This is a genomic window from Vibrio sp. OY15 (assembly GCF_000742455.1).
Taxonomy (GTDB): domain Bacteria; phylum Pseudomonadota; class Gammaproteobacteria; order Enterobacterales; family Vibrionaceae; genus Vibrio; species Vibrio alginolyticus.
Window position 1 is genome coordinate 1 of record NZ_JPIL01000028.1, and the last position, 23,693, is coordinate 23,693.

The 23,693-nt window shown below is 44.9% G+C and carries 20 protein-coding genes, 1 tRNA gene and 1 riboswitch; of the genes, 7 read left to right on the top strand and 14 right to left on the bottom strand.

Translation table 11 applies throughout. The features are described 5' to 3' along the window. The first annotated feature begins 343 nt into the window (after positions 1-343). Positions 344-766, top strand: coding sequence for a DUF7282 domain-containing protein (locus tag IJ23_RS21715; RefSeq protein WP_005380804.1), 423 nt, complete (start codon positions 344-346; stop codon positions 764-766). A 114-nt stretch (positions 767-880) separates the two neighbouring features. On the opposite strand, the gene IJ23_RS21720 is transcribed toward IJ23_RS21715, so the two are convergent. The 11 genes from IJ23_RS21720 to moaA form a co-directional block, all read right to left on the bottom strand. Continuing rightward, positions 881-1,828, bottom strand: coding sequence for a glutathione S-transferase family protein (locus IJ23_RS21720; protein ID WP_005387267.1), 948 nt, complete (start codon positions 1,826-1,828; stop codon positions 881-883). Between the two features lie 167 nt (positions 1,829-1,995). Then, positions 1,996-3,009, bottom strand: a complete 1,014-nt coding sequence (gene oppF, locus IJ23_RS21725) for a murein tripeptide/oligopeptide ABC transporter ATP binding protein OppF (protein ID WP_005387265.1) — start codon at positions 3,007-3,009, stop codon at positions 1,996-1,998. Further along, positions 2,988-3,959 (bottom strand): ABC transporter ATP-binding protein, encoded by a 972-nt coding sequence (locus IJ23_RS21730; protein ID WP_005380792.1) that lies wholly within the window; start codon positions 3,957-3,959, stop codon positions 2,988-2,990. Before IJ23_RS21730 ends, oppF begins: the two co-directional genes overlap by 22 nt. Before the next feature lie 27 nt (positions 3,960-3,986). Next, on the bottom strand, positions 3,987-4,889 hold the full coding sequence (gene oppC / locus IJ23_RS21735) for an oligopeptide ABC transporter permease OppC (RefSeq protein WP_033907331.1): 903 nt from the start codon (positions 4,887-4,889) through the stop codon (positions 3,987-3,989). Between the two features lie 15 nt (positions 4,890-4,904). Then, a complete protein-coding gene (gene oppB / locus IJ23_RS21740; RefSeq protein WP_005380786.1) occupies positions 4,905-5,825 on the bottom strand; it encodes an oligopeptide ABC transporter permease OppB in 921 nt (306 codons plus the stop codon). A gap of 128 nt (positions 5,826-5,953) precedes the next feature. Beyond that, positions 5,954-7,630: an ABC transporter substrate-binding protein gene (locus IJ23_RS21745; protein ID WP_017633862.1), complete on the bottom strand. Its 1,677-nt coding sequence runs from the start codon at positions 7,628-7,630 to the stop codon at positions 5,954-5,956. A 531-nt stretch (positions 7,631-8,161) separates the two neighbouring features. After that, entirely contained in the window at positions 8,162-8,617 is a 456-nt protein-coding gene (gene moaE, locus IJ23_RS21750; RefSeq protein WP_017821374.1) for a molybdopterin synthase catalytic subunit MoaE, read from the bottom strand. Position 8,618: 1 nt separating this feature from the next. Continuing rightward, positions 8,619-8,876: a molybdopterin synthase sulfur carrier subunit gene (gene moaD / locus IJ23_RS21755; RefSeq protein WP_005388938.1), complete on the bottom strand. Its 258-nt coding sequence runs from the start codon at positions 8,874-8,876 to the stop codon at positions 8,619-8,621. Then, on the bottom strand, positions 8,873-9,352 hold the full coding sequence (gene moaC, locus IJ23_RS21760) for a cyclic pyranopterin monophosphate synthase MoaC (protein WP_005388936.1): 480 nt from the start codon (positions 9,350-9,352) through the stop codon (positions 8,873-8,875). Before moaC ends, moaD begins: the two co-directional genes overlap by 4 nt. A 26-nt stretch (positions 9,353-9,378) precedes the next feature. Continuing rightward, positions 9,379-9,891, bottom strand: coding sequence for a molybdenum cofactor biosynthesis protein B (moaB, locus tag IJ23_RS21765; RefSeq protein ID WP_005388935.1), 513 nt, complete (start codon positions 9,889-9,891; stop codon positions 9,379-9,381). Positions 9,892-9,992: 101 nt separating this feature from the next. Beyond that, on the bottom strand, positions 9,993-10,982 hold the full coding sequence (moaA, locus tag IJ23_RS21770) for a GTP 3',8-cyclase MoaA (RefSeq protein ID WP_017636052.1): 990 nt from the start codon (positions 10,980-10,982) through the stop codon (positions 9,993-9,995). Further along, positions 10,971-11,105: riboswitch (molybdenum cofactor riboswitch) on the bottom strand. (Overlaps the previous gene by 12 nt.) A gap of 175 nt (positions 11,106-11,280) precedes the next feature. On the opposite strand from moaA, the gene IJ23_RS21775 reads away from it, so the two are divergent. After that, positions 11,281-12,177: a YvcK family protein gene (locus tag IJ23_RS21775; RefSeq protein ID WP_005388931.1), complete on the top strand. Its 897-nt coding sequence runs from the start codon at positions 11,281-11,283 to the stop codon at positions 12,175-12,177. 138 nt (positions 12,178-12,315) lie between these two features. On the opposite strand, the gene luxU is transcribed toward IJ23_RS21775, so the two are convergent. The 3 genes from luxU to uvrB form a co-directional block, all read right to left on the bottom strand. After that, positions 12,316-12,660 carry a quorum-sensing phosphorelay protein LuxU gene (luxU, locus tag IJ23_RS21780; RefSeq protein WP_017636054.1) on the bottom strand — a complete coding sequence of 115 codons (345 nt, stop codon included), beginning with the start codon at positions 12,658-12,660 and terminating at the stop codon, positions 12,316-12,318. After that, a complete protein-coding gene (gene luxO / locus IJ23_RS21785) occupies positions 12,657-14,063 on the bottom strand; it encodes a quorum-sensing sigma-54 dependent transcriptional regulator LuxO (protein WP_005380768.1) in 1,407 nt (468 codons plus the stop codon). Before luxO ends, luxU begins: the two co-directional genes overlap by 4 nt. A gap of 291 nt (positions 14,064-14,354) precedes the next feature. Then, positions 14,355-16,385 carry an excinuclease ABC subunit UvrB gene (gene uvrB / locus IJ23_RS21790; protein WP_033907332.1) on the bottom strand — a complete coding sequence of 677 codons (2,031 nt, stop codon included), beginning with the start codon at positions 16,383-16,385 and terminating at the stop codon, positions 14,355-14,357. A 559-nt stretch (positions 16,386-16,944) separates the two neighbouring features. Here uvrB and IJ23_RS21795 point away from each other — a divergent pair. The 5 genes from IJ23_RS21795 to rsxC form a co-directional block, all read left to right on the top strand. Further along, positions 16,945-17,020: transfer RNA gene (locus tag IJ23_RS21795), tRNA-Asn, on the top strand. A 351-nt stretch (positions 17,021-17,371) separates the two neighbouring features. Then, positions 17,372-19,669: a formate C-acetyltransferase gene (gene pflB, locus IJ23_RS21800; protein ID WP_033907333.1), complete on the top strand. Its 2,298-nt coding sequence runs from the start codon at positions 17,372-17,374 to the stop codon at positions 19,667-19,669. Between the two features lie 305 nt (positions 19,670-19,974). Further along, positions 19,975-20,553: an electron transport complex subunit RsxA gene (rsxA, locus tag IJ23_RS21805; RefSeq protein ID WP_005380762.1), complete on the top strand. Its 579-nt coding sequence runs from the start codon at positions 19,975-19,977 to the stop codon at positions 20,551-20,553. A gap of 3 nt (positions 20,554-20,556) precedes the next feature. Beyond that, a complete protein-coding gene (rsxB, locus tag IJ23_RS21810) occupies positions 20,557-21,153 on the top strand; it encodes an electron transport complex subunit RsxB (RefSeq protein WP_005380760.1) in 597 nt (198 codons plus the stop codon). A gap of 8 nt (positions 21,154-21,161) precedes the next feature. Beyond that, on the top strand, positions 21,162-23,693 hold a 2,532-nt coding region (gene rsxC, locus IJ23_RS21815), incomplete at its 3' end, for an electron transport complex subunit RsxC (protein ID WP_033907334.1).

A 23,693-nucleotide genomic window follows, 5' to 3' on the forward strand; every position in this document is an offset into this window, starting at 1 on the left:
ACCTTATTTAGGACGGCACAGGATATAGATACAAAGCCCTCGATTCGTCGAGGGCTTTTTCTATTGCTGGCCAGAACACTTATTTGTTTTTTATACCAATCACTGCACAATCTATAATTACTGGTGCACAAAGCTTTTCTTCCTATCGCCCCCCATACCTAATCGACATTGCTCGTGCTTGTTATTACACCGATTGACCCACTCCCAAAAATGCATTGGCTCCAAAGCAGCACGGTCCCTGTTCAATTTATCGACATTATTTACGTTTTAGCTAAACTTTTTTGCTAGGAAATACGTAAAAGCTACTGCAATGCACAAACTCATTGACTGCTAAGGAATATATATGAAGGATTTCATCAATACATCACTGATAAAGTTTGGTTTAGCTGCGTTTCTGATTAGTTTTTCTTCATTCAGCTTTTCCGCCCCGAGTATTAAAGGCGTCGATCAAGATATGTCCGGAGGAACGGTGACCGCTGAAATGGCTCATGCTGATGACAATGGGTGGATGGTTGTCCACCGAACAGACGAATCAATGAAGCCTGGTCCTGTTATCGGCTACGCTCCGTTAAAAATGGGAAAGAATGAAAACGTAAATGCAATTTTGATGGAACCAGTAGAATCAGGCGATATGCTGATGTTAATGGTCCACGGAGAGAAAGGTGGCATGAAGACTGGTGTGTTTGAGTATACGCTCGGCGCTAAAGAGGACGGTCCTGTAAAAGTGGACGGAAAGCTAGTGATGGACATCGTACGCGCTAAGTAAGGTGGCGATGAATGAAAAAGTAAACTTCCTACTCCCGGTATTTAGATGACACAAAAGTACTTAACGGCATTGCTAACCGTTAAGTACTTTTTCATTTGCGATGGAAGCAGCAAACTAGCCAATCCTTTCTCTTCCATGAGGAGTATTTAGGTCTAAATCAGGCCCTTTTGGTACAACTTGCGTCGGATTAATCCCAGTGTGGCTGAAGTAGTAGTGGCGTTTAATGTGATAGAAATCCGTCGTTTCTTCGACGCCTTCGACTTGATATAACTCTTTTAAGTAGCCTTGTATATTTTCGTAGTCTGCGATGCGCTGCTTGTTACACTTGAAATGCCCCACATACACCGCATCAAAACGAATAAGAGTCGTAAACAAACGCCAATCAGCCTCAGTAATTGTGTTCCCTGCTAAGTAACGATGCGTCGCTAAGTGAGCATCGATTTTATCTAACGCATTAAACAAAGAATCAAACGCTTCTTCATACGCCTCTTGTGTAGTCGCGAAGCCACAACGATACACTCCGTTGTTGACATTCGGATAAACAAAATCGTTCCACTCATCAATAACGTGTTTTAGATGATCTGGATAGTAGTCGTCGTGATTCCCTGTTAACGCATTGAATTCCGAATTGAACATGCGAATGATCTCTGACGACTCGTTTGACACAATAGTATTGGTCTTTTTATCCCAAAGTACAGGCACGGTTACGCGGCCCGTGTAATCGGGTTTGGCCTGCGTGTAAATTTGATACATGCGCGTGTGACCAAACAATGGCTCAGGAAGCCCCATTTGCCAACCTTGGCTGAGCATATCAGGGCAAACGACCGTGACATCAATATGTGGTTCTAAACCTTTCAGCTTGCGGAAAATGAGGGTTCGATGTGCCCACGGACAAGCAAGAGAGACATACAAATGGTATCGACCGGACTCTGGTGTAAACTCCGCATCAGGGTCGTTTTTAACCCAGTTACGGAATCCGGCATCTTCGCGCACAAATTTGCCACCATTTGATTTTGTGTCATACCAGACATCTTGCCAAACACCTTCAACCAACTTACCCATGATTGCTCTCCTCTCGTTCTGTTTGTGTCTATATTAGCGTTTCCTATCAAACAGAGAATCATCGAACTTAGGACATCATGTTCAAGAAATTCGAATGTATAAATCAGACACATAAAAAAAGCGCGACCCGATGAAGGTGTCGCGCTTAAGCCCGTCACAGGCTGAATTTATACACTAACGTGTAAACAAGATACCGCGTGAACGTCATTACCTAAAATGGTTGGCTTTGTCTTCGCACACTCTTCGGTTGCTTGTGGGCAACGAGTGCGGAATACACAACCCGACGGTGGGTTGATAGGTGAAGGAAGATCACCCTCTAGCATTTGGATTTTCTTATTGCGCTCAATATCCGGGTCCGGGATCGGAACCGCAGACATCAGCGCACGCGTATATGGGTGCTTAGGATCAGCAAACAGAGCCTCGGCCTCGCCAAGTTCCACGGCATTACCTAAATACATAACTAAAACGCGATCTGAAATGTGTTTAACGACAGACAAGTCATGCGCAATGAATACCAGAGAAAGCCCTAACTCTTTTTGAATCTCTTTAAGTAGGTTAACCACCTGAGCTTGAATAGATACATCAAGCGCCGATACTGGCTCGTCACAAATGATCATCTTAGGCTTAAGGATAAGCGCACGCGCTATCCCGATACGCTGACACTGACCACCCGAGAACTCGTGTGGGTAACGGTTAATCACGTTAGGTAATAGGCCAACTTTCGCCATCATCTCTTTAACGCGATCTTTCACTTCCTGCTTAGACAGTTCTGGATAGAATGTCTCAAGAGGTTCAGCAATGATATCACCAACAGTCATACGCGGATTCAGCGATGCCAATGGGTCTTGGAAAATCATCTGAATTTCTTTACGCGTCTCACGGCGCTGAACGCTTTTCATTTTAGTAAGGTCTTGACCCAACCAAACTACTTGGCCGTCAGTAGCTTCAACCAGACCAATGATGGCACGAGCAAACGTCGATTTACCACAACCTGATTCACCTACTACACCAAGCGTTTCCCCTTCGTATAGTCGAACGTTCACGCCATCTACCGCTTTCAGGCTCGAAGGCTTTGACCACGGCCATGCCGACTTTGAGGCAATGCTGAAGTGAACTTTCAGCTCAGAAATGTCCAGAATTAGTTTTTTGTCTACTGCGTTCATTTGTTCCAAGCCTCCCATTCAGAAAAACATGCACGCTGACGACCATCACCAAATGGTGTCAGAATTGGCGCCTCGCGCTTACAACGATCCATCACACGGTGACAGCGCTCTTGATAAGGGCAGCCCGGCGGTAGACGAAGCAAGTTTGGTGGATTACCAGGAATGGTCGGCAGAATTTCACCCTCAGTATCGAGGCGAGGAATCGCCTTCAGCAGCCCCTCCGCATAAGGATGGCTTGGATTGTAGAAAATTTCGTTTACGTTGCCGTACTCCATAGTACGGCCTGCATACATCACCAGCACCTTGTCACACGAACCTGCAACCACACCAAGGTCGTGCGTGATCATGATGATCGCTGTGTTGAACTCAGATTTCAGCTCATTCAACAAGTCCATGATCTGTGCTTGTACCGTCACATCAAGTGCTGTTGTTGGCTCATCGGCAATAAGCAGTTTAGGACGACATAACAACGCCATCGCGATCATTACACGCTGACGCATACCGCCTGAAAACTCATGCGGGTACATCGTGATACGCTTACGCGCTTCAGGGATTTTTACCGCTTCCAGCATGCGTACTGATTCTTCAAATGCTTCCGCTTTGCCCATGCCTTTGTGCAGCATAAGCACTTCCATCAACTGATCACTAACTTTCATGTAAGGGTTCAGTGATGTCATTGGGTCTTGGAAGATCATTGCGATCTGTTCCGCACGCACTTTGTTCAGTTCTTTTTCTGGTAAGTTTAGGATTTCTTTGCCTTCAAACTTTGCGCTACCAGAAATAATACCGTTCTTAGCCAAAAGGCCCATGATTGCGAATACGGTTTGAGATTTACCTGATCCCGACTCTCCAACGATACCTAAGGTTTCGCCTTGGTTGAGAGAGAAGTTCAAATCGTTTACTGCGGTTACGATACCATCTTGCGTGGTGAATTCGACGCGCAGATCTTTGACATCTAATAAGCTCATCATTGCTTCCTTAATCTTATCTTTTAATTATCTGTCTTTTGGATCCAGCGCATCGCGCAGGCCGTCACCAACGTAGTTGAAGCAGAATAGCGTCACAACCATGAACACTGCTGGGAATGCCAGCTGCCAGATTGCTACTTCCATTGTCTGTGCACCTTCTTGTAGAAGAGCGCCCCAACTTGTCATTGGTTCCTGAACACCAAGACCAAGGAATGATAGGAATGATTCCGTTAGAATCATACTTGGGATAAGCAGCGTAGAGTATACCGCTACAATACCCAGTACGTTAGGTACGATATGACGAGTAATGATTTTCCAGTTGCTTACACCACACACATGTGCCGCTTCGATAAACTCCTTGCTACGTAGACTAAGAGTCTGACCACGTACGATACGCGCCATATCTAGCCATGCGATAGCACCAATCGCAACGAAGATCAGCATGATGTTACGACCGAAGAATGTTACCAGTACAATCACCAGGAACATAAACGGTACCGCGTATAAAATTTCTAGAATACGCATCATTACGCGGTCAACTTTACCGCCGATGAAACCAGATGCTGCGCCGTAGAGCGTACCAATCAGTACCGCTACAAATGCACCCATAACACCTACCATCAACGAAATACGACCTCCAATTAGCGTACGCACGTATAAATCACGGCCTAAGCTGTCAGTACCAAACCAATGGTCAGCATTCGGTGCAACGTGCATCGCGTACCAGTCAGTATCATCAAATGTGTACGGTGCGATCATTGGCAGGATAATAACGGCCAACGTCATTATAACAAGAAGGAATAAGCTCACCATCGCCGCTTTGTTGCGCATGAAACGGATACGAGCATCTTGCCAAAGACTGCGACCTTCAATCTCCAAGTTTTCGGAGAATTTCTCAATCGCTTCTAGGTTTTCTTTTTTCGTTAACATAACCAAACGTCCCTGTTAGTAGCGAATTTTCGGGTCAATCATTGCAAGTAAAATATCTACAATCGCGTTGAATAGAATGAATAGGAAACCAATCAGAATGGTTACCCCCATTACTAGCGAGTAGTCACGGTTAAACGCAGCGTTAACGAATAGTTTACCAATACCAGGCAGACCAAAAATGGTTTCGATAACAACGGAACCGGTGATGATACCTACGAAAGCTGGACCCATGTAAGAAACAACAGGGAGAAGTGCCGGCTTAAGAGCGTGTTTGATAATGATATAACGGTAACTTAGACCTTTAGCACGTGCCGTACGAATAAAGTTACTGTTTAGGGTTTCGATCATCGAACCACGCGTAATACGAGCAAAGGTAGCAACATACAGTAGCGACATACCAATAACAGGAAGCACTAAATACTGCCAGCTACCATCTTGCCAACCGCCCGCAGGGAAGATATTCCAGTGAAGCGAGAATATGTAGATAAGCGCAGGCGCTAATACGAAGGATGGCATTACGACACCAAGCATCGCAGTCGACATAATGGTGTAATCAATCCAAGTATTTTGCTTGAGCGCAGCAATGGTACCGACGGTAACCCCCATTATCAAAGTAAAGATAAAGGCGATGAAGCCCACTTTAGCCGAAACAGGTAAGGCAACCGCGATCAGCTCGTTTACTGAGTAATCAAGGTATTTAAATGACGGTCCGAAATCGCCTTGGATAACATTGGTCAAATACGTGGTGTATTGTTCAAATACAGGTTTATCCAAGCCATATTTAGCTTCGATATTTGCCATTACTTCGGGTGGCAATGGACGCTCTGTCGAGAAAGGGTTTCCCGGTGCAAAGCGCATAAGAAAGAAAGATACGGTGATCAAAACCAACATTGTTGGGATCGCCTCAAATATCCTTTTTGCGATGAATTTAAGCATAAACTCACTCTTTCAGTCTGTGACAGTTAAATTAAAGAAGTCGTCCAATTCTTTTGGACTAAAGATAGGCGCTACATGCAATTTCTCACATGTAGGGCCTCATTTTTATAGTTCTATCGAGTTACGAATTACTCTGTGATGTAGAGATCTTTAGAGTAAATCTTGTCTTCCGCGTTATTTACTGGGAAGCCACCAACTTTCGGTGATAGTAGACGTGATTTCACGTACTGGTAGATAGGTGCGATTGGCATATCTTTTGCCATCAACTTCTCTGCTTCTAGGTAAAGTGCTTGGCGCTCTTCGTCAGAAGTTGAAGCAAATGCTTTGTTCATGATCGCATCGTACTCTTTGCTGTCGTAGTGAATACCACCAGTAGTGTTATTACTCATCATCAGCGTTAGGAAAGATGAAGCTTCGTTGTAGTCGCCACACCAACCTGCACGAGCAACCTCAAAGTTGCCAGAATCTTTGGTAGATAGGTAAGTTTTCCACTCTTGGTTTTCTAGCGTAACGTCTAGACCAAGTGTCTTCTTCCACATTGAACCCAGTGCAACCGCAAGTTTCTTGTGGTTCTCTGATGTATTGTATAGAAGGTTAAATTCAAGAGGGTTGTCTGCGCCGTAACCCGCTTCTTCCAATAGACGCGCAGCTTCTGCGTTACGCTCTTCTTGCGTCATTTTGCCGTATGCAGGAATTTCTGGGTTGAAACCTGCCGTAATTTCAGGTGTTAGGAAGTAAGCTGGCTTTTGACCTTGACCTAAAATCGCATCGGTCACAATGTTACGGTCAATCGCATAAGAAATCGCTTTACGCACACGAACATCATCAAACGGCTTTTTCTTCGTATTGAAGATGTAGTAGTAAGTACATAAGTTACCGGTTACCGACACTTCTTGTGGGTGCTCTTTCTTCAGACGCTTGAAGTGCTCTGTAGGCAGCTCGTTCGTGAAGTCGATTTCACCCGCTAGGAAGCGGTTCATTTCCGCTACTTGGTTCTCGATTGGTAGGAAAGTAACCTGGTCAAGCGTCGTGTTTTCGTTGTCCCAGTACTGTTCGTTACGTTTTAGAACCAAACGCTCGTTTACAACCCAGTTGTCAACAACATAAGCACCGTTACCTACAAAGTTCTCTGGCTTCGTCCATTGATCGCCGAACTTTTCAACAGTTGCTTGATGAACAGGTTTCACTGTCGTGTGGCCCATCATCATTACAAAATATGGTACTGCAGTATCTAACTCAACCACTAACGTGTGATCGTCAACCGCTTTAACACCTAACTCGCTCTTATCTTTTTTACCCGCAACAATGTCTTTTGCGTTCTTCATCTTGGTGTATTCCATGTACCAAGCATATGGAGAGGCGGTTGCTGGATCGACTGCGCGTTGGAAGCTGTAAACGAAATCACCTGCAGTGACAGGATCACCGTTTGACCATTTTGCGTCTTCACGTAAGTGGAAAGTGTATGTTTTGTTGTCTTCAGTTTCCCAAGATTCTGCAACACCAGGGATAGTGTTACCGTCCGCATCTTGGTTTACAAGGCCTTCAAGAAGATCGCGAATCACGTGGGATTCTGGAACACCTTGAGATTTATGAGGGTCTATTGTCGCAACTTCTGTACCGTTACCACGCACCAATTCTTGAACAGCAGCAAGTTTTGGCTCTTTAGAATCAGATTTAGCTTCAGGGGCTGGAGCCGGAGCAGGCTCAGCAGCTTGTTTCTCCGCAGGCTTTTCACCACAACCAGCTAGAGCGAGAGAAAGACCAGCACCAATAAATAAAGCGCGCGTGATTTTATTCTTATACATGCGTAAAACTCCAAATTTTTTCGTTAGCATCCATGACTTCTTTGTAAGGGCCTGGAACGGTCAGAGTTTTAGATTTTTTTAGTGCACTTTCTGAGCACAAAAGTCTAAAACCTTACAAAGACTGCGGCACACATTAGCAATCATTGAAGTAATTTGCCATAAAAATGTAGCAAAAAAACCAATAATGCTGACTAAACCACACATATCTAGCAGTAAACTCTAACCCCAAAGCATTCACCAGCCAAATAAAGACCAGAAGCGACATTTAACAGGCGAAACTTTCGATTAATCTGAGTTTAAACCATTTACTAGCATCTTATGCTAGATATTTACACATCATTTAACATTTATGACAAATCAAGTCTAACAAATAATTGTTTATATATTGGGCAAAAAACTTTTATTGTGAAGAATATCACCAGACAAAAGATAGGAAATATTGAAACAAAGTGAGCAATACAATGAAGATAAATACAAAAAAAGCTAAGTACCATTAGCACTTAGCTTTTTTCACTAGAATGCGGGTTAGTTCTATTTTTCCCAACGCTGTGCAGCTTGATGATCGGTGTCGCGCGACTCAACCCAACGATCTTCATTCGTCGTACGCTCTTTTTTCCAAAATGGAGCTTGGGTTTTCAGATAATCCATGATGAACTCGCACGCATCAAATGCCGCGCCGCGGTGCGCACTGGAAACGCCCACAAATACAATTTGATCACCGCTATCCATGTCTCCGACGCGATGAATCACGCGTACACCTAATAGTGGCCAGCGAGACTCAGCTTGATCACAAATGTCGCTCAAGCTCTTCTCTGTCATCCCCGGATAGTGCTCTAGATGTAAACCAATGACATTATCCCCAAGGTTCATATCTCGAACTTTACCAACGAATGTAACGACAGCGCCGGCAGCCGTCCCTTCAGATAGACGTTGATATTCTTGCTCAACCGAAAAGTCTTCAATTTGTACAGATACACGAGAATCCATCTTAACCCCCAGTTACCGGCGGGAAAAACGCAACTTCGTCACCTGCTTTTACTTGTGTATCCAAAGGGACGATGGATTGGTTCACTGCAGCAAGTAGCTTTCCTGGCTCGAGCGCTAAATCCCACTTGCCATCTTTCTTAGTGCCTTCTTCCACTAGATGTGCACGAATTGATTCAACCGTTTCAAACGGCCCGTCTAACTCGACACTGTCGATGCCAATCAGCTCGCGAGTTTGAGCAAAGAAAAGTACTTTAATCATGATTCCACCTTAAAGTGACCAGATTTACCACCCGTTTTCTCTAGTAGACGAACTTGACCAATGACCATGTCTTTTTGTACTGCTTTACACATATCGTAAATCGTTAGAGCAGCAACGGAAGCTGCCGTGAGCGCTTCCATTTCCACACCAGTTTTACCCGCAAGTTTACATACTGATTCGATGCGAACTTTGTTTTCTGTTTCGATAGCTTCCAGTTGAACTTCAACTTTAGAGAGTAGTAGCGGATGACAAAGTGGAATCAAATCCCAGGTTTTCTTCGCAGCTTGAATACCAGCAATACGAGCCGTCGCAAATACATCACCTTTATGGTGCTGGCCAGAGACAATCAGTTGAAGTGTTTCTGGGGCCATGTGAACAAATGCTTCAGCACGAGCTTCACGAACCGTCTCCGTTTTTGCTGACACGTCAACCATGTTTGCTTCGCCAGAAGCATTGATATGTGTAAATTGGGTCATTGTTTTTCCTTCGCTTTTAGGAAAGGTTATACAGATAGGTGTGGCATGAAGTTACAAGGGCGATGACTTGCATCCAACTGCTGTTTAATAATTTTTGTCCAGCCTGTGCGGCACGCACCAGTTGAACCTGGCATTGCGAAGATCACGGTGTGGTTAGCAAAACCAGCAATCGCACGAGACTGAATCGTAGACGTACCGATCTCTTCGTACGACACCATACGGAACAACTCACCAAAACCTTCAACTTCTTTATCAAATAGAGGCTTAAGTGCTTCTGGCGTGCTATCACGTGAGGTGAAACCTGTACCGCCAGTAATCATGATCGCTTGTACGCTTTCATCAGCAATCCATTGAGAAACAATCGCGCGGATCTTGTACATGTCATCAATAACAATTTGCTTGTCTACTACGTTGTGACCCGCTTCTTGAGCATGTTCAGCAAGGTAACGACCAGAGGTATCGTTTTCTTCAGTACGAGTGTCAGATACCGTTAGAACGGCAATATTTGCAGGTTGGAATTTGCTTTCAGCGTGACCCATTTGTTCACCTATTCTCTTAATTAGCTTTGATACGCTTGGTATCGATTCGGAAAAAGTTAGAGCCAGCTTATCAGTGAACTCGCTCTAAAAATTGAATGAAGTTAGCCGCCGATAGACGCGAGGTGTGGCGTCATACCAGTATTGCCATCATGCAAGAAATGGCTTACCGACTTGGTTTGTAACTGCGCCTGGATACGTTCAATAAGCTCACTCTCTTGCTCATCACGTTCCAAAAGATCACGCAATTCTACACCGTGGTCTCCAAACAGACATAGGTGCAGCTTACCCATCGCCGAAACGCGCAGTCGGTTGCAGCTTTCACAAAAGTCTTTTTCATAAGGCATGATAAGACCTATTTCACCCTTGTAATCAGGATGAACAAATACTTGCGCAGGACCATCATTATGCGAGCGCACTTTCAGCAACCAACCATTTGCAATTAGCTGGTTACGAATTGCCACTCCGGATACATGGTGCTTATTAAATAGCTCATCCATCTCACCCGTTTGCATCAACTCAATGAAACGCAGTTGGATTGGACGATCTTTTATCCAGTTAAGAAACGCTGGCAGCTCGTGATGGTTCAGATCTTTCATCAACACCACATTAACTTTTACTTGCTCATAACCGACCTCGAACGCACGTTCGATACCATTCATGACTTCAGTAAACTTATTTTCACCTGTGATTTGATGAAACATACGCGGGTCAAGGCTATCCACACTGACATTAATGTGGGTTAAACCCGCTTCACGCCAATCTGCGACTTGTTTTGCCATGCGATAGCCATTGGTTGTCGTTGCAACTTTTTGAATGCCAGGCGTCGCCGCTACTGAATGGATAATGTCGGTAAAATCTTTGCGTAAGCTAGGCTCACCACCAGTGATGCGCACTTTTGACGTGCCACAATCAGCGAATGCTTTTACGACCCGTTTGATTTCAGGGAGAGATAAAAAAGACGAGTTTTTATTGCCCGAAGGCTTATAGCCATCAGGAAGGCAATAGGTACATTTGAAATTACATACGTCGGTCACAGACAGACGCAAGTAATAAAACTTACGATGAAATTTGTCTTCGAATTGTTGCGCCACGGAACACCTTTCCAAACACGGGAGGCATGGCCATTTCCAATCATGCCCTTGTGACAGTATGCCACTGGCTCAAAACGCTTATCCAAGGACTTAGCAATAGTGAGCTCGGAGTTATGGCAACCAGAGATATGAAATCTCTGATAGCTTTGCGGTGTAAAATACTTAATATTTGTAATGGAATCCAGACTTGAGTGATAAAAAACTCTCTAGAGACACAATTTACCGCTAAGTGAGTACCTTTAAGACACTCCTTAAGATAAATTGTAGCCGTTTTTTATTAGATTATTAGAAGAACATAATGAATATCTACACAGATAAAAAAGTGGTCGCTGTTGGCGGTGGTCATGGCTTAGGTCGAATGCTGGCCGCATTACGAGATTTTGGCAGCAATGCAACTGGGATTGTTGCCACGACTGACAATGGTGGTTCAACAGGAAGAATTCGTCACTGCCAAGGAGGAATCGCTTGGGGAGACACACGTAACTGTATTAATCAGCTCATTACAGAGCCTTCGATCAGTTCTATGATGTTTGAATATCGCTTCAAAGGCACTGGCGAACTTGATGGTCATAATCTTGGTAATTTGATGCTTACTGCACTCGATAACTTATCGGTCAGACCTTTAGATGCCATTAATCTGATTCGCAATATGTTAAAAGTCGACGTTAACATCCTTCCTATGTCCGAACACCCTTCGGATCTTTCCGCGTTATCCGTAGATGGGAAGTGGGTTACGGGAGAAACAAATGTCGACGAAATGAAAGCAGACTTGCGACGTTTGGATCTTTCACCAGAAGTGCCTGCTACCAAAGAAGCCATCACAGCTTTGGCGGAAGCGGACGCGATTATTCTTGGCCCTGGCAGTTTTTTAACTAGTATCATGCCTCCTTTATTGCTGCCTGAACTCGGCAAAGCGATTGCAGCAAACACAAAAGCAAAAGTCATTTTTGTTGCTAACCTGAGTCCAGAATACGGCCCAGCGGGACGAATGACGATGGCTCAAAAATTAGAATGGTGTGAACGTGCCTGTCAAGGAAGAAAAATAGACGTGGTTCTAGCAGAGAAAACCGAGCAAGACGTCTTAAGTCAATGGAATGTAGTGACGGAGTCACTCGCCTCCTCTAACCGAGACTGGCGTCACGATAGAAACAAGCTCAAACTAGCGATTGAAAATCAGCTACAACTTTCTATCTAGGAGCACGTCACCTGACTAGCGCCCTCTTTTAAGTTGTTTATTGATAATGAAAACCCTTCTGTCATCGAAGGGTTTTAGTTCAGGCATCCAGTAAGAACAGATGTTTACTAAGAAAAAATGGTTAATAGGAATAAATAGCTACTGTCGCCAAGAGCGATAAGCATCTCGAGTTTCGTGCAAAAGATCGAACATCGCCTCTAATTCCTCAGACTCCGCAGTTAACTCACCGGCTTTCGCTTTTTTGTCTATGGACATAGCCAGTTCACAAAGGCGATCTGCCCCAAAGCTCGCAGCACTACTTTTCAACGCGTGGCTGATTTCTTTTGAGTAAGCTAATCGCTCTGCCCCCTGCAGTTGGGATAAGTTCTCGATATAGGTATCCATTTCTCCTAGGAAGATATCGAACAGTACAGGTACGTTGTCACTGCCAATTTCCATCGACAGTTCATCTATTTTTTGCTGATTTAATACATTTACACTCATACTTTTTGCCGCTCTTCCTTGCCGTTCCATGCCTGTAACTTGCGGTAAATCGTCGACGGACTGACATCAAGATATCCCGCCGCTCGAGGAATATTGCCATCACATGCTTCAATCGCTTGCTCGATTGCCATTTTTTCCGTCATCCATAATGGCATAATCTCAGATGCGGTCATCGCTTTCGGCTCAATTAATTTAGCCACAGACGACGGACGGTCAAGCGGTTGATTCAACGGTGGCGGTAACATGTCCAACGTAATCTCTTTACCGTTGTTTAGAACAACGATGTTGCGTAGCACGTTTTGTAACTGACGAACGTTACCCGGCCACTCATAGCTGTTGAATCGCTCGATGACATCAGGCGCAAAACGTATGAAGCTTTTTCCTTCTTCGTGTGACATGTAACCTAGCAGTGAGTATGCAATTTCAATAACATCTTCGCCTCGTTCGCGTAAAGGCGGTAAATGCAAAGGAATGACATACAAACGATAGTACAAATCTTCACGGAATCGACCTTCTTGTACCTCTTTCCAGGGATCACGGTTAGTGGCACACACAAAGCGCACATCCACGCTCTTCATTTTTGAGGAACCCACTTTTTGGAATGTGCCCGTTTGAATAAATCGTAGCAACTTGGTTTGTAAATCCAAGTCCATCTCACAAAGCTCATCTAGAAAAAGTGTGCCGCCATCCGCTAACTCAGCTGCCCCTTGACGATCATTCGCAGCGCCAGTAAAGGCCCCTTTTACGTGACCAAACAGTTCACTCTCAATCAAATCTTTTGGAATTGCAGCACAGTTAATTGCAATAAAAGGTTTGTCACCACGTTTACTTGCTGCGTGAATAGCCTCGGCACATACCTCTTTACCAGTACCACTTTCACCTGTGATAAAAATACTCGCTTTACTGCTCGCCGCTGAATCTATCGTACGGTAAACCTGCTGCATGGTTTGGCTACTGCCGATAAACCCCTGATAGCTCTGATTACCTGGATTATCGGCTTCATTTTTTAGCTTGGTCGCTTTACGAATGGCATTGTTAACCGTGACACGTAAACGGTCTGCTTCACACGGTTTGATTAAAAAGTCTTGTGAGCCATGACGCATGGCCTCGACAGCGGTATCGATAGAACCGTGAGCGGTCATAAAGATTATAGGTACGTCGGGATGACTCTTTTTAACGGCATGTAAAACGTCCATCCCCGTCATATCTGGCAGACGGAGATCGAGTAAAATAAGATCTGGAATTCGATGATTTAGGCTCTCAATGGCATCCCTACCTGTGCCGACGATATTGATATCTATGCCAAGCGGTGTCAGGTATGAGCGGTACAGAGCCGCAACAGATGCGGTGTCCTCGACCATTAAAAGGTAACGAGACTTTGGGCCTTCGGGTTTTTGTTGCATAACCTAGCTATTATTTTGTTGTGTTTTAAACAATAATCGCATTACGCTTTGCATTTTGCAAATAACATTAGCTAAATTATGGGCAAAGGAAAAAATTCAAAAATAATATCAATTATTTAAAAAGTGGCACAAACCATGCTGTAACGATAGTGACCCCTCGGGTCACCTAGCCAACTGACGTTGTTAGTGAACGATATGTTCACAAAACAAGCCAATAGACCCGACTGCCTATTGGCTTCTTTTTTTTACAAGCGACCTAAAATGCTTGGATAGCTAAATCGGTAAGTTTGTTCAACTATTTGCGATGAACTGCGCTCGTAGTTTTTCAATCTCGTCACGCTTTTGTGCCGCTAACTCAAATTCTAAATCTTGCGCATGCTGATACATCGCCGCCTCCAGTCGACTGATTTCTTTTTCTAGCTGCTGAGGGGACAGTGCCTCGTAAGTTTGCGAAGGCTCCGCCACTTTCGATAATGGTACCTGTTTAGTGTTACGCTGGCGTTTAGACTTAGTGATATCGCCAAGTTCCATGATGTCTTTGATATTTCGTTTGAGCGCTTGTGGCGAAATACCCATTTCTTCGTTGTACGCTTCCTGCTTCTCGCGACGACGGTTAGTTTCATCCATCGCCTTTTTCATTGAGTTGGTGATTCGGTCAGCGTATAAAATCGCCTTACCTTCGATGTTTCGTGCAGCACGACCAATGGTCTGAATGAGTGAGCGTTCAGACCGCAAGAAGCCCTCTTTATCCGCATCCAAAATTGCAACTAACGAGACCTCTGGCATATCCAGGCCCTCTCTCAATAAGTTTATTCCCACCAGCACGTCAAATTCCCCAAGACGAAGGTCACGGATAATTTCCACACGCTCAACAGTATCAATGTCTGAGTGTAAATAACGTACCTTAACATCATGTTCGTGAAGGTATTCGGTGAGATCTTCAGCCATTCGTTTGGTCAGTGTTGTAACCAGAACTCGTTCATCTTTAGCAGCGCGAATACGGATCTCAGACAATAGGTCGTCGACTTGGGTCGCTACTGGGCGAACTTCCAACTCAGGGTCAAGCAAGCCTGTTGGACGAACGACTTGATCCGCCACATCACCCGCCGATTTTTCTAGTTCGTAATTTCCGGGCGTAGCAGAGACGAAAATCGTTTGTGGCGCTAGTGCTTCAAACTCCTCAAACTTCAGTGGACGATTATCCAAAGCTGAAGGTAACCGGAAACCAAACTCCACCAGCGTTTCTTTACGCGAACGGTCACCTTTATACATGGCACCTATCTGCGGTACTGTCACGTGAGATTCATCGATGATCAACAAGCCATCATGAGGTAAGTAGTCAAACAGGGTTGGTGGCGGCTCACCTTCCGAGCGTCCACTGAGATAACGAGAATAGTTTTCGATACCGGAGCAAAAGCCCAACTCATTCATCATTTCGATATCGAATTGAGTGCGCTGGCTAATTCGCTGCTCTTCCAGTAGCTTGTTGTTATCTAGAAGCTGCTTTTTGCGCACTTCTAGTTCGACTTTAATATTTTCAATCGCTTCAAGAATGCGATCTCTTGGCGTCACATAGTGCGTCTTGGGATAGATGGTATAGCGCGGCAAGTCTCGTTGTTTGACCATGCCTGTCAATGGGTCGAACACACTGATGCAATCCACCTCATCGTCAAACATCTCAACGCGCACAGCGTCTTGGTCTGATTCAGCAGGGAATATATCAATCACCTCGCCACGGACACGGAACTGCCCTCGCTCAAAAGCAACATCATTGCGCGAGTATTGGAGCTCCGCTAGGCGACGAAGCATATCACGCTGATCAATCACATCTCCACGTCGCAAATGAAGCATCATTTGTAAGTAGGATTCCGGATCACCCAAACCATAGATAGCTGAAACCGATGCAACAATAATGGCATCTTTACGTTCTAGTAGTGCTTTTGTAGCAGACAAACGCATTTGTTCTATATGCGCGTTAACTGAAGCGTCTTTCTCTATAAAGGTATCCGTGGTCGGAACGTACGCTTCAGGTTGGTAGTAATCGTAGTAAGAAACAAAATACTCAACCGCATTATTAGGAAAGAATGACTTCATCTCACCATATAACTGAGCAGCAAGCGTTTTGTTTGGCGCAAGTAATATTGCAGGTCGTTGGGCTTGAGCAATCACATTCGCTAGTGTGAAGGTTTTACCTGAGCCTGTGACCCCCAACAAGGTTTGATGTGCTAGCCCAGCATCGAGCCCCTCAAGCAACTGATTGATCGCTCCTGGTTGATCGCCCGACGGCTGATAATCGGAGACCAATTCATAGACTTTACTCATACCCTTCCTCAATTTTACTGCGCTTTGGCTGTATATATATACACCTTAGCTAATGAAATCTACGTCTATCGAGAATTTAACCATCATTGTTAATAAATTTTCTTGTTTGTCTAGAATGCTATAGCCATACAAAAGTGACTCTGATATAGTACTTCGCCCTAGTTGAAGAGCTACACACATTCTTCACATTATAGTTTCCACAACTTTTCCCCAAAAATTAGCTTAAAACTTTCTTATCCCCAAAAGATTGATTTTTATCCACTTTGAATACCTTTTGATTAACATCGATAAATCTTTGTTTTATTTGCTTATTTTACGCATAATTCCTACTAAAAATTCATTAAATAAAAACTTAGTTGCATATCAATTTTCTTTACCCAGATCTCATCAACATACTTATCCACAAATTTAGTGGATAACTAACCTCGAGCCTTTACTGACAAGCCATACAGAAAAGTAAAGCCCTTAACTCAATATTTTTTGCTAAAAATGTATTTTTTTACTGTTGACAGTAGTTTGAGTGCTCGGTAAGATTCGTCCCGCTTTCAAGCAAAGCAATTCCTCCTTAGCTCAGTTGGTAGAGCGACGGACTGTTAATCCGCAGGTCGCTGGTTCGAGCCCAGCAGGAGGAGCCAGATTATAGAAAAGCCGTGTCGCAAGACACGGCTTTTTTTGTATCTTAATCGCCATGAAATCTAAGCCAATCTAGGCGTCATAAAATCACACCGAAATAAGTTCAAATTACAGAACTCATAACATTGTCATAGATAGTGTTCTCACAGCACCACACATTTAATTCTGTCTCTTTTCTAGCAAAAAATAATCATAACCAATTGAATGTATTATTAATGCAATTTAATCATTGAAAAAATGAAAAGCATTCATTTTACTCATACCAAATAAATCCATACGATTAAAAGGGTTAAGAATGGTTCCGTCCTACTCGTCGCCTCCATTCTAATTATCAATAACTTAGGGATTTACTTATGACTATTCCGACAACTGACATGCTAGATGCATGGGCTGGATTTACTGCTGGTGAATGGCAAAACTCTGTCAACACTCGTGACTTCATCCAAAAAAACTATACACCCTATGAGGGAGACGAGTCTTTCTTAGCCGAGGTTAGCGAATCCACTTCAGCATTATGGAACCAAGTGCTTGAAGGCATAAAACAAGAAAGCCGCACACACGCCCCTATTGATTTTGACACAGACTTGCCCTCAACAATCACTTCCCACGATGCAGGCTACATCAACAAAGATCTGGAAAAGATCGTTGGCTTACAAACTGATCAACCGCTAAAACGTGCAATCATCGCCAATGGCGGGATTCGCATGGTAAAAAACTCGTGCGAAGTTTATGGCCGCGAATTGGATCCAACGGTTGAAAAAATCTTCACTGAATACCGTAAAACTCACAACAAAGCGTGTTTCGACCTTTACACCAAAGAAATTCTAGCCTGTCGTAAATCCGGCATCATCACAGGCCTTCCTGATGCCTATGGCCGTGGTCGTATCATTGGTGACTATCGCCGTCTCGCCCTATACGGTATCGACTTCTTAAAAGCAGACAAAAAAGAACAATACAACTCAACACAAACGTTCTTAGAGCAAGGCAACGATCTTGAGAAAACACTTCGTCTTCGCGAAGAAATAGCCGATCAAGTTCAAGCACTTGAAGACATTCGTCAAATGGGTCTGAAATACGGTATTGATATGTCGCTACCTGCAAAAACAGCACAAGAAGCGATCCAATTTACCTACTTTGGCTACCTAGCGGCGGTTAAATCGCAAAACGGCGCAGCAATGTCACTGGGCCGTACTTCGACTTTCCTAGACGTCTATCTAGAACGCGATATCGCAAACGGTTTGATTGATGAATCACAAGCGCAAGAAATGATTGACCACTTCATCATGAAGCTACGCATGGTTCGCTTCCTACGCACACCAGAATACGATTCATTGTTCTCTGGCGACCCAATCTGGGCAACCGAAGCCATGGCTGGTATGGGCGTTGATGGCCGTACGCTAGTATCTAAAACGACATTCCGGTACTTACATACACTACATACTATGGGCCCTGCTCCTGAGCCAAACATGACGATTCTTTGGTCAGAGCAATTACCTGAAGCGTTCAAGCAATACGCTGCAAAAGTGTCGATTGATACCTCTTCTGTTCAATACGAAAACGACGATCTAATGCGTCCTGATTTCAACAATGACGACTACGCGATTGCATGTTGTGTGAGCCCGCAAATTGTTGGTCAGCACATGCAATTCTTTGGTGCACGTGCCAACCTTGCAAAAGCGCTGCTTTACACCATCAATGGTGGTATCGATGAAAAATCGAAAGCGCAAGTGGGTCCGGTAGTGGACAAAGTTCAAGATGAAATTCTCGACTTTGACGCTTTGATGCCTCGTTTCGACAATATGTTGGAGTGGCTAGCAACGCAATACGTCACAGCGTTGAACATCATCCATTACTCACATGACCGTTACAGCTACGAAGCATCACTGATGGCATTGATGGATCGCGACGTGCACCGCACCATGGCGTGTGGTATTGCAGGTCTGTCTGTTGTCGCTGACTCTTTGGCGGCAATTAAATACGCGACCGTGAAACCTGTTCGTGATGAAGATGGCATCGCCGTTGATTTTGAAATCGAAGGTGATTATCCAAAATTTGGTAACAATGATGCCCGTGTTGATGACATCGCTTGTGATCTGGTTGAGCGCTTCATGAAGAAAATTCAGAAGATGCACACCTACCGCGAAGCAGTGCCAACTCAATCGATCCTAACGATCACATCTAACGTGGTTTACGGCAAAAAAACGGGTAATACACCAGATGGCCGTCGCGCAGGTATGCCTTTTGGCCCGGGTGCAAACCCAATGCACGGTCGTGATGAAAAAGGGGCGGTTGCGTCTTTGGCATCGGTATCTAAACTGCCGTTTGCTTACGCGAAAGATGGTATTTCTTACACCTTCTCAATTGTGCCTAACGCACTGGGTAAAGATGAATTAAGTCAGAAGAAAAACCTAGCCGCGCTAATGGATGGTTACTTCCATCACGAAGCAAGCAACGAGGGCATTGCGATTGAAGGTGGTCAACACCTTAACGTCAACGTTCTGGACCGAGAGATGTTATTGGATGCGGTTGAACATCCAGAGAAATACCCTCAGTTGACGATTCGAGTGTCTGGTTATGCGGTACGTTTTAACTCTCTAACGACAGAGCAACAGCAAGACGTCATCACTCGTACCTTCACAAGTAAGATATAAACACAGTCCATCAAGCACTCAGAAAGTTTAAATAATTAGCTTGTAAATATGCGTTGCCCGCCTCTCTTTTCTACCTGGGAGAGGCGGGCTTTTTTTAAAATCACACATTAGATGAAAATTAATAGGTAGTATCCTCTCGCTAACAATACATTCAGCAAACGATTCAATTTCTTATTGATTCATCAAAATACATCAATTAGACGACTATTTTTCCATCGTGTATGTAAAACCACATCGTTCACTGGTTGTTATTGGTGTCACAAAACACGATAATATCAAGATCGGATTTTAAGAACGTAATAACTATGACCGAATATGTTTTGTTGTTGGTCGGCACTGTGCTGGTGAACAACTTTGTACTGGTGAAGTTTTTGGGCCTATGTCCTTTCATGGGTGTGTCCAAAAAACTGGAAACAGCAATAGGTATGGGCTTAGCGACAACTTTTGTGCTAACGCTCGCGTCAGTGTGTGCGTATTTAGTGGAAAGCTACATCCTTCGTCCACTGGGTATTGAGTACCTTCGAACCATGAGTTTTATTTTGGTGATAGCCGTTGTGGTGCAGTTCACCGAAATGGTTGTGCACAAAACCAGCCCGACGCTTTATCGCTTGCTTGGCATTTTCTTACCGCTGATCACAACAAACTGCGCAGTATTGGGCGTGGCACTTCTTAACATTAATGAAAACCATAACTTTATTGAATCGATCATCTACGGCTTCGGCGCCGCTGTTGGTTTCTCATTGGTGTTGATACTTTTTGCATCCATGCGAGAGCGCATAGCCGCCGCCGACGTTCCTGTACCTTTTAAAGGTGCATCAATAGCAATGATTACAGCAGGTTTAATGTCACTCGCCTTTATGGGCTTTACAGGTTTGGTGAAGTAAGCGATGAGTACGATTTTAATTGCGATTATCGCGTTAGCGGTTCTGGCTGCGATTTTCGGCGCGATACTTGGTTTTGCTTCTATTCGCTTTAAAGTTGAAGCGGACCCTATTGTGGATCAAATCGACGCCATTTTACCGCAAACTCAATGCGGTCAATGTGGCTACCCTGGTTGCCGCCCTTATGCTGAAGCAATTGCAAATGGCGACCACATAAACAAATGTCCCCCTGGTGGTCAGGCAACAATCGAAAAGCTCGCCGACTTAATGGGTGTTGAGCCAGAAGAATCTGCGCACGATCTCGACAGCAAAATTCCAACCGTTGCGTTTATTCATGAAGACATGTGTATTGGCTGCACTAAGTGTATTCAGGCGTGTCCGGTGGATGCAATTGTAGGCGGAACAAAGGCGGTCCATACCGTAATCAAAGATGAATGTACGGGCTGTGACTTGTGTGTTGCCCCATGTCCGACTGATTGTATTGAAATGATTCCTGTGGCAACGACCACAGAAAGCTGGAAGTGGCAACTTCACTCCATTCCGGTACTTAACATTACGGATGCTGCCGACAATGCAGCGAACGTGAAAGATTCAATTAAGTAAGGTTTCACATGTTGTCTTTGATTGAACAAATTCGTACAGGCGCGCTTTGGGATTTCCCAGGTGGTGTGCATCCGGCAGAAAATAAAAAGCAGTCCAACAAAACTGAACTCGCTCATGCGGCTATCCCGTCAGAAATTGTATTGCCGCTAAAACAGCACATTGGTAAAGCGGGTAACCTACTGGTTGCCGAAGGTGACTACGTATTAAAAGGTCAGCCATTAACGCAATCGGAGACCGGCTTTACGGTTCCAGTGCATGCTCCAACATCAGGTACGCTCACCGCGATTGAGCCACGAACTGTCGCGCACCCTTCTGGGTTAAGTGAGTTGTGCGCAGTCATCACGCCTGATGGGAAAGATGCATGGTGTGAAAGAAACCCCGTCGCAGATTACCAACAAGAAACCCCTGACGCACTGATTGATATTATTCGTCTCGCTGGTATTTCTGGTATGGGTGGCGCAGGCTTCCCTACTGCAAAAAAAATCCAATCAGGTTTTGCTCGTACCGAGATTCTTATCGTTAATGCAGCAGAGTGCGAGCCATACATCACGTCTGATGACAAGCTCATGCAAGAACATGCCGAAGAGCTTATTCAAGGTATCGAAATTGTCGAACATATCCTGACACCAAAGCTCACGATTATTGGCATTGAAGACAACAAGCCAGAAGCAATCAAAGCGCTAGAAGCTGCGGCTATAAACAAAGATATCGTTATTCGCGTTATCCCGACTAAATACCCTTCTGGCGGTGAAAAACAGCTGATCAAAATTTTAACCAATAAAGAAGTACCAAGTGGCGCGATTCCAGCCGATATTGGTATTTTGGTTCAGAATGTTGGTTCTCTTTACGCTATAAAACGCGCAGTCATCGACGGTGAACCGATGATAAAGCGCATCGTGACTCTCACTGGTAAAACCTTCAAACAACCACGCAACGTTTGGGCATTGTTAGGGACACCAGTACAAGCACTGTTGGATGAGTTTGGCTATAAAGCAGATAAGAAGTTACAGCGTTTAATTATGGGTGGGCCAATGATGGGCTTTACCCTTCCTCACTCCCAAGTGCCGATTACCAAGACAGCAAACTGTATCCTTGCTCCGACTCGTCGTGAGATCTCTCCGCACCAGTATGAGATGGAATGTATTCGCTGTAGCCAATGTGCAGAAGCGTGCCCTGCTTCGCTGCTGCCTCAACAACTGCAATGGCATGCAAAAGCTGAAGAGTATGACAAACTCGAAGAATTAAACTTAAAGGATTGTATCGAGTGCGGCGCTTGTGCGTTTGTATGTCCAAGTGAAATTCCGCTCGTACAGTACTACCGCCAAGCGAAAGCAGAAATTAGAACTAGAACACAAGAAGCGGAAGCTGCAGAGCGAGCAAAACTGCGTTTTGAAGAGAAAAAAGCGCGTATGGAACGCGAAAAAGCAGAACGTGAAAATCGCTTCAAGAAAGCTGCCGATCAACGCCGAAAAGAGATGAAGTCTTCTGGTAGCGATGATGCGATAGCAGCAGCGATCGCACGAGTGAAAGCTCAAAAGACAGAAACCACAGAAAAAGCAGAGCCAGCAGTAAAACCCGCCGTAGCGGCAGCCATTGCCAAAGCGAAGGCGAAACAAGCTGCAGCAGCTAAAGCAGGCTCTAGTGAACCTGATAACTCAGAAATGGCAAAACTGCGCGAAGAACGCAAACGTCTTGCTCGCGAACGTAAAGCGCAAAAAGAACAAGGCGAAACGCCAGACAATAACGCTGATGATAAAAAATCGGCAGTTGCGGCCGCCATCGCCCGAGCTAAAGCGAAAAAAGCACAACAAGAAGATTCAACTGAATCTGTAGAATCGGAAACGTCTGCACAGCAAGACAGCGATCCGAAGAAAGCCGCGGTTGCTGCTGCCATTGCACGTGCCAAAGCACGTAAAGCGAAGCAAGCAGACTCAACTGAAGCGGAAGAAGCTGAAGCACCTACTGAGCAAACCGACGATCCGAAAAAAGCCGCCGTGGCTGCTGCGATTGCACGTGCCAAAGCACGAAAAGCGAAGCAAGCAGACTCAACTGAAGCGGAAGAAGCTGACGCACCTGCCGAGCAAACCGACGATCCGAAAAAAGCCGCAGTTGCCGCTGCAATTGCTCGAGCCAAAGCGCGCAAAGCGAAGCAAGCAGACTCAACCGAAGCGGAAGAAGCTGACGCACCTGCCGAGCAAACCGAAGATCCGAAAAAAGCCGCCGTGGCTGCTGCGATTGCACGTGCCAAAGCACGTAAAGCGAAGCAAGCAGACTCAACTGAAGCGGAAGAAGCTGAAGCACCTACTGAGCAAACCGACGATCCGAAAAAAGCCGCCGTGGCTGCTGCGATTGCACGTGCCAAAGCGCGAAAAGCGAAGCAAGCAGACTCAACTGAAGCGGAAGAAGCTGACGCACCTGCCGAGCAAACCGACGATCCGAAAAAAGCCGCAGTTGCCGCTGCAATTGCTCGAGCCAAAGCGCGCAAAGCGAAGCAAGCAGACTCAGCTGAAGCGGAAGAAGCTGAAGCACCTGCCGAGCAA

Coding starts and splice junctions, on each gene's coding strand:
- IJ23_RS21715 (WP_005380804.1), top strand. CDS start 344: ATGAAGGATTTCATCAATACATCACTGATAAAGTTTGGTTTAGCTGCG.
- IJ23_RS21720 (WP_005387267.1), bottom strand. CDS start 1,828: ATGGGTAAGTTGGTTGAAGGTGTTTGGCAAGATGTCTGGTATGACACA.
- oppF (WP_005387265.1), bottom strand. CDS start 3,009: ATGGGAGGCTTGGAACAAATGAACGCAGTAGACAAAAAACTAATTCTG.
- IJ23_RS21730 (WP_005380792.1), bottom strand. CDS start 3,959: ATGAGCTTATTAGATGTCAAAGATCTGCGCGTCGAATTCACCACGCAA.
- oppC (WP_033907331.1), bottom strand. CDS start 4,889: ATGTTAACGAAAAAAGAAAACCTAGAAGCGATTGAGAAATTCTCCGAA.
- oppB (WP_005380786.1), bottom strand. CDS start 5,825: ATGCTTAAATTCATCGCAAAAAGGATATTTGAGGCGATCCCAACAATG.
- IJ23_RS21745 (WP_017633862.1), bottom strand. CDS start 7,630: ATGTATAAGAATAAAATCACGCGCGCTTTATTTATTGGTGCTGGTCTT.
- moaE (WP_017821374.1), bottom strand. CDS start 8,617: ATGGATTCTCGTGTATCTGTACAAATTGAAGACTTTTCGGTTGAGCAA.
- moaD (WP_005388938.1), bottom strand. CDS start 8,876: ATGATTAAAGTACTTTTCTTTGCTCAAACTCGCGAGCTGATTGGCATC.
- moaC (WP_005388936.1), bottom strand. CDS start 9,352: ATGACCCAATTTACACATATCAATGCTTCTGGCGAAGCAAACATGGTT.
- moaB (WP_005388935.1), bottom strand. CDS start 9,891: ATGGGTCACGCTGAAAGCAAATTCCAACCTGCAAATATTGCCGTTCTA.
- IJ23_RS21775 (WP_005388931.1), top strand. CDS start 11,281: ATGAATATCTACACAGATAAAAAAGTGGTCGCTGTTGGCGGTGGTCAT.
- luxU (WP_017636054.1), bottom strand. CDS start 12,660: ATGAGTGTAAATGTATTAAATCAGCAAAAAATAGATGAACTGTCGATG.
- luxO (WP_005380768.1), bottom strand. CDS start 14,063: ATGCAACAAAAACCCGAAGGCCCAAAGTCTCGTTACCTTTTAATGGTC.
- uvrB (WP_033907332.1), bottom strand. CDS start 16,385: ATGAGTAAAGTCTATGAATTGGTCTCCGATTATCAGCCGTCGGGCGAT.
- pflB (WP_033907333.1), top strand. CDS start 17,372: ATGACTATTCCGACAACTGACATGCTAGATGCATGGGCTGGATTTACT.
- rsxA (WP_005380762.1), top strand. CDS start 19,975: ATGACCGAATATGTTTTGTTGTTGGTCGGCACTGTGCTGGTGAACAAC.
- rsxB (WP_005380760.1), top strand. CDS start 20,557: ATGAGTACGATTTTAATTGCGATTATCGCGTTAGCGGTTCTGGCTGCG.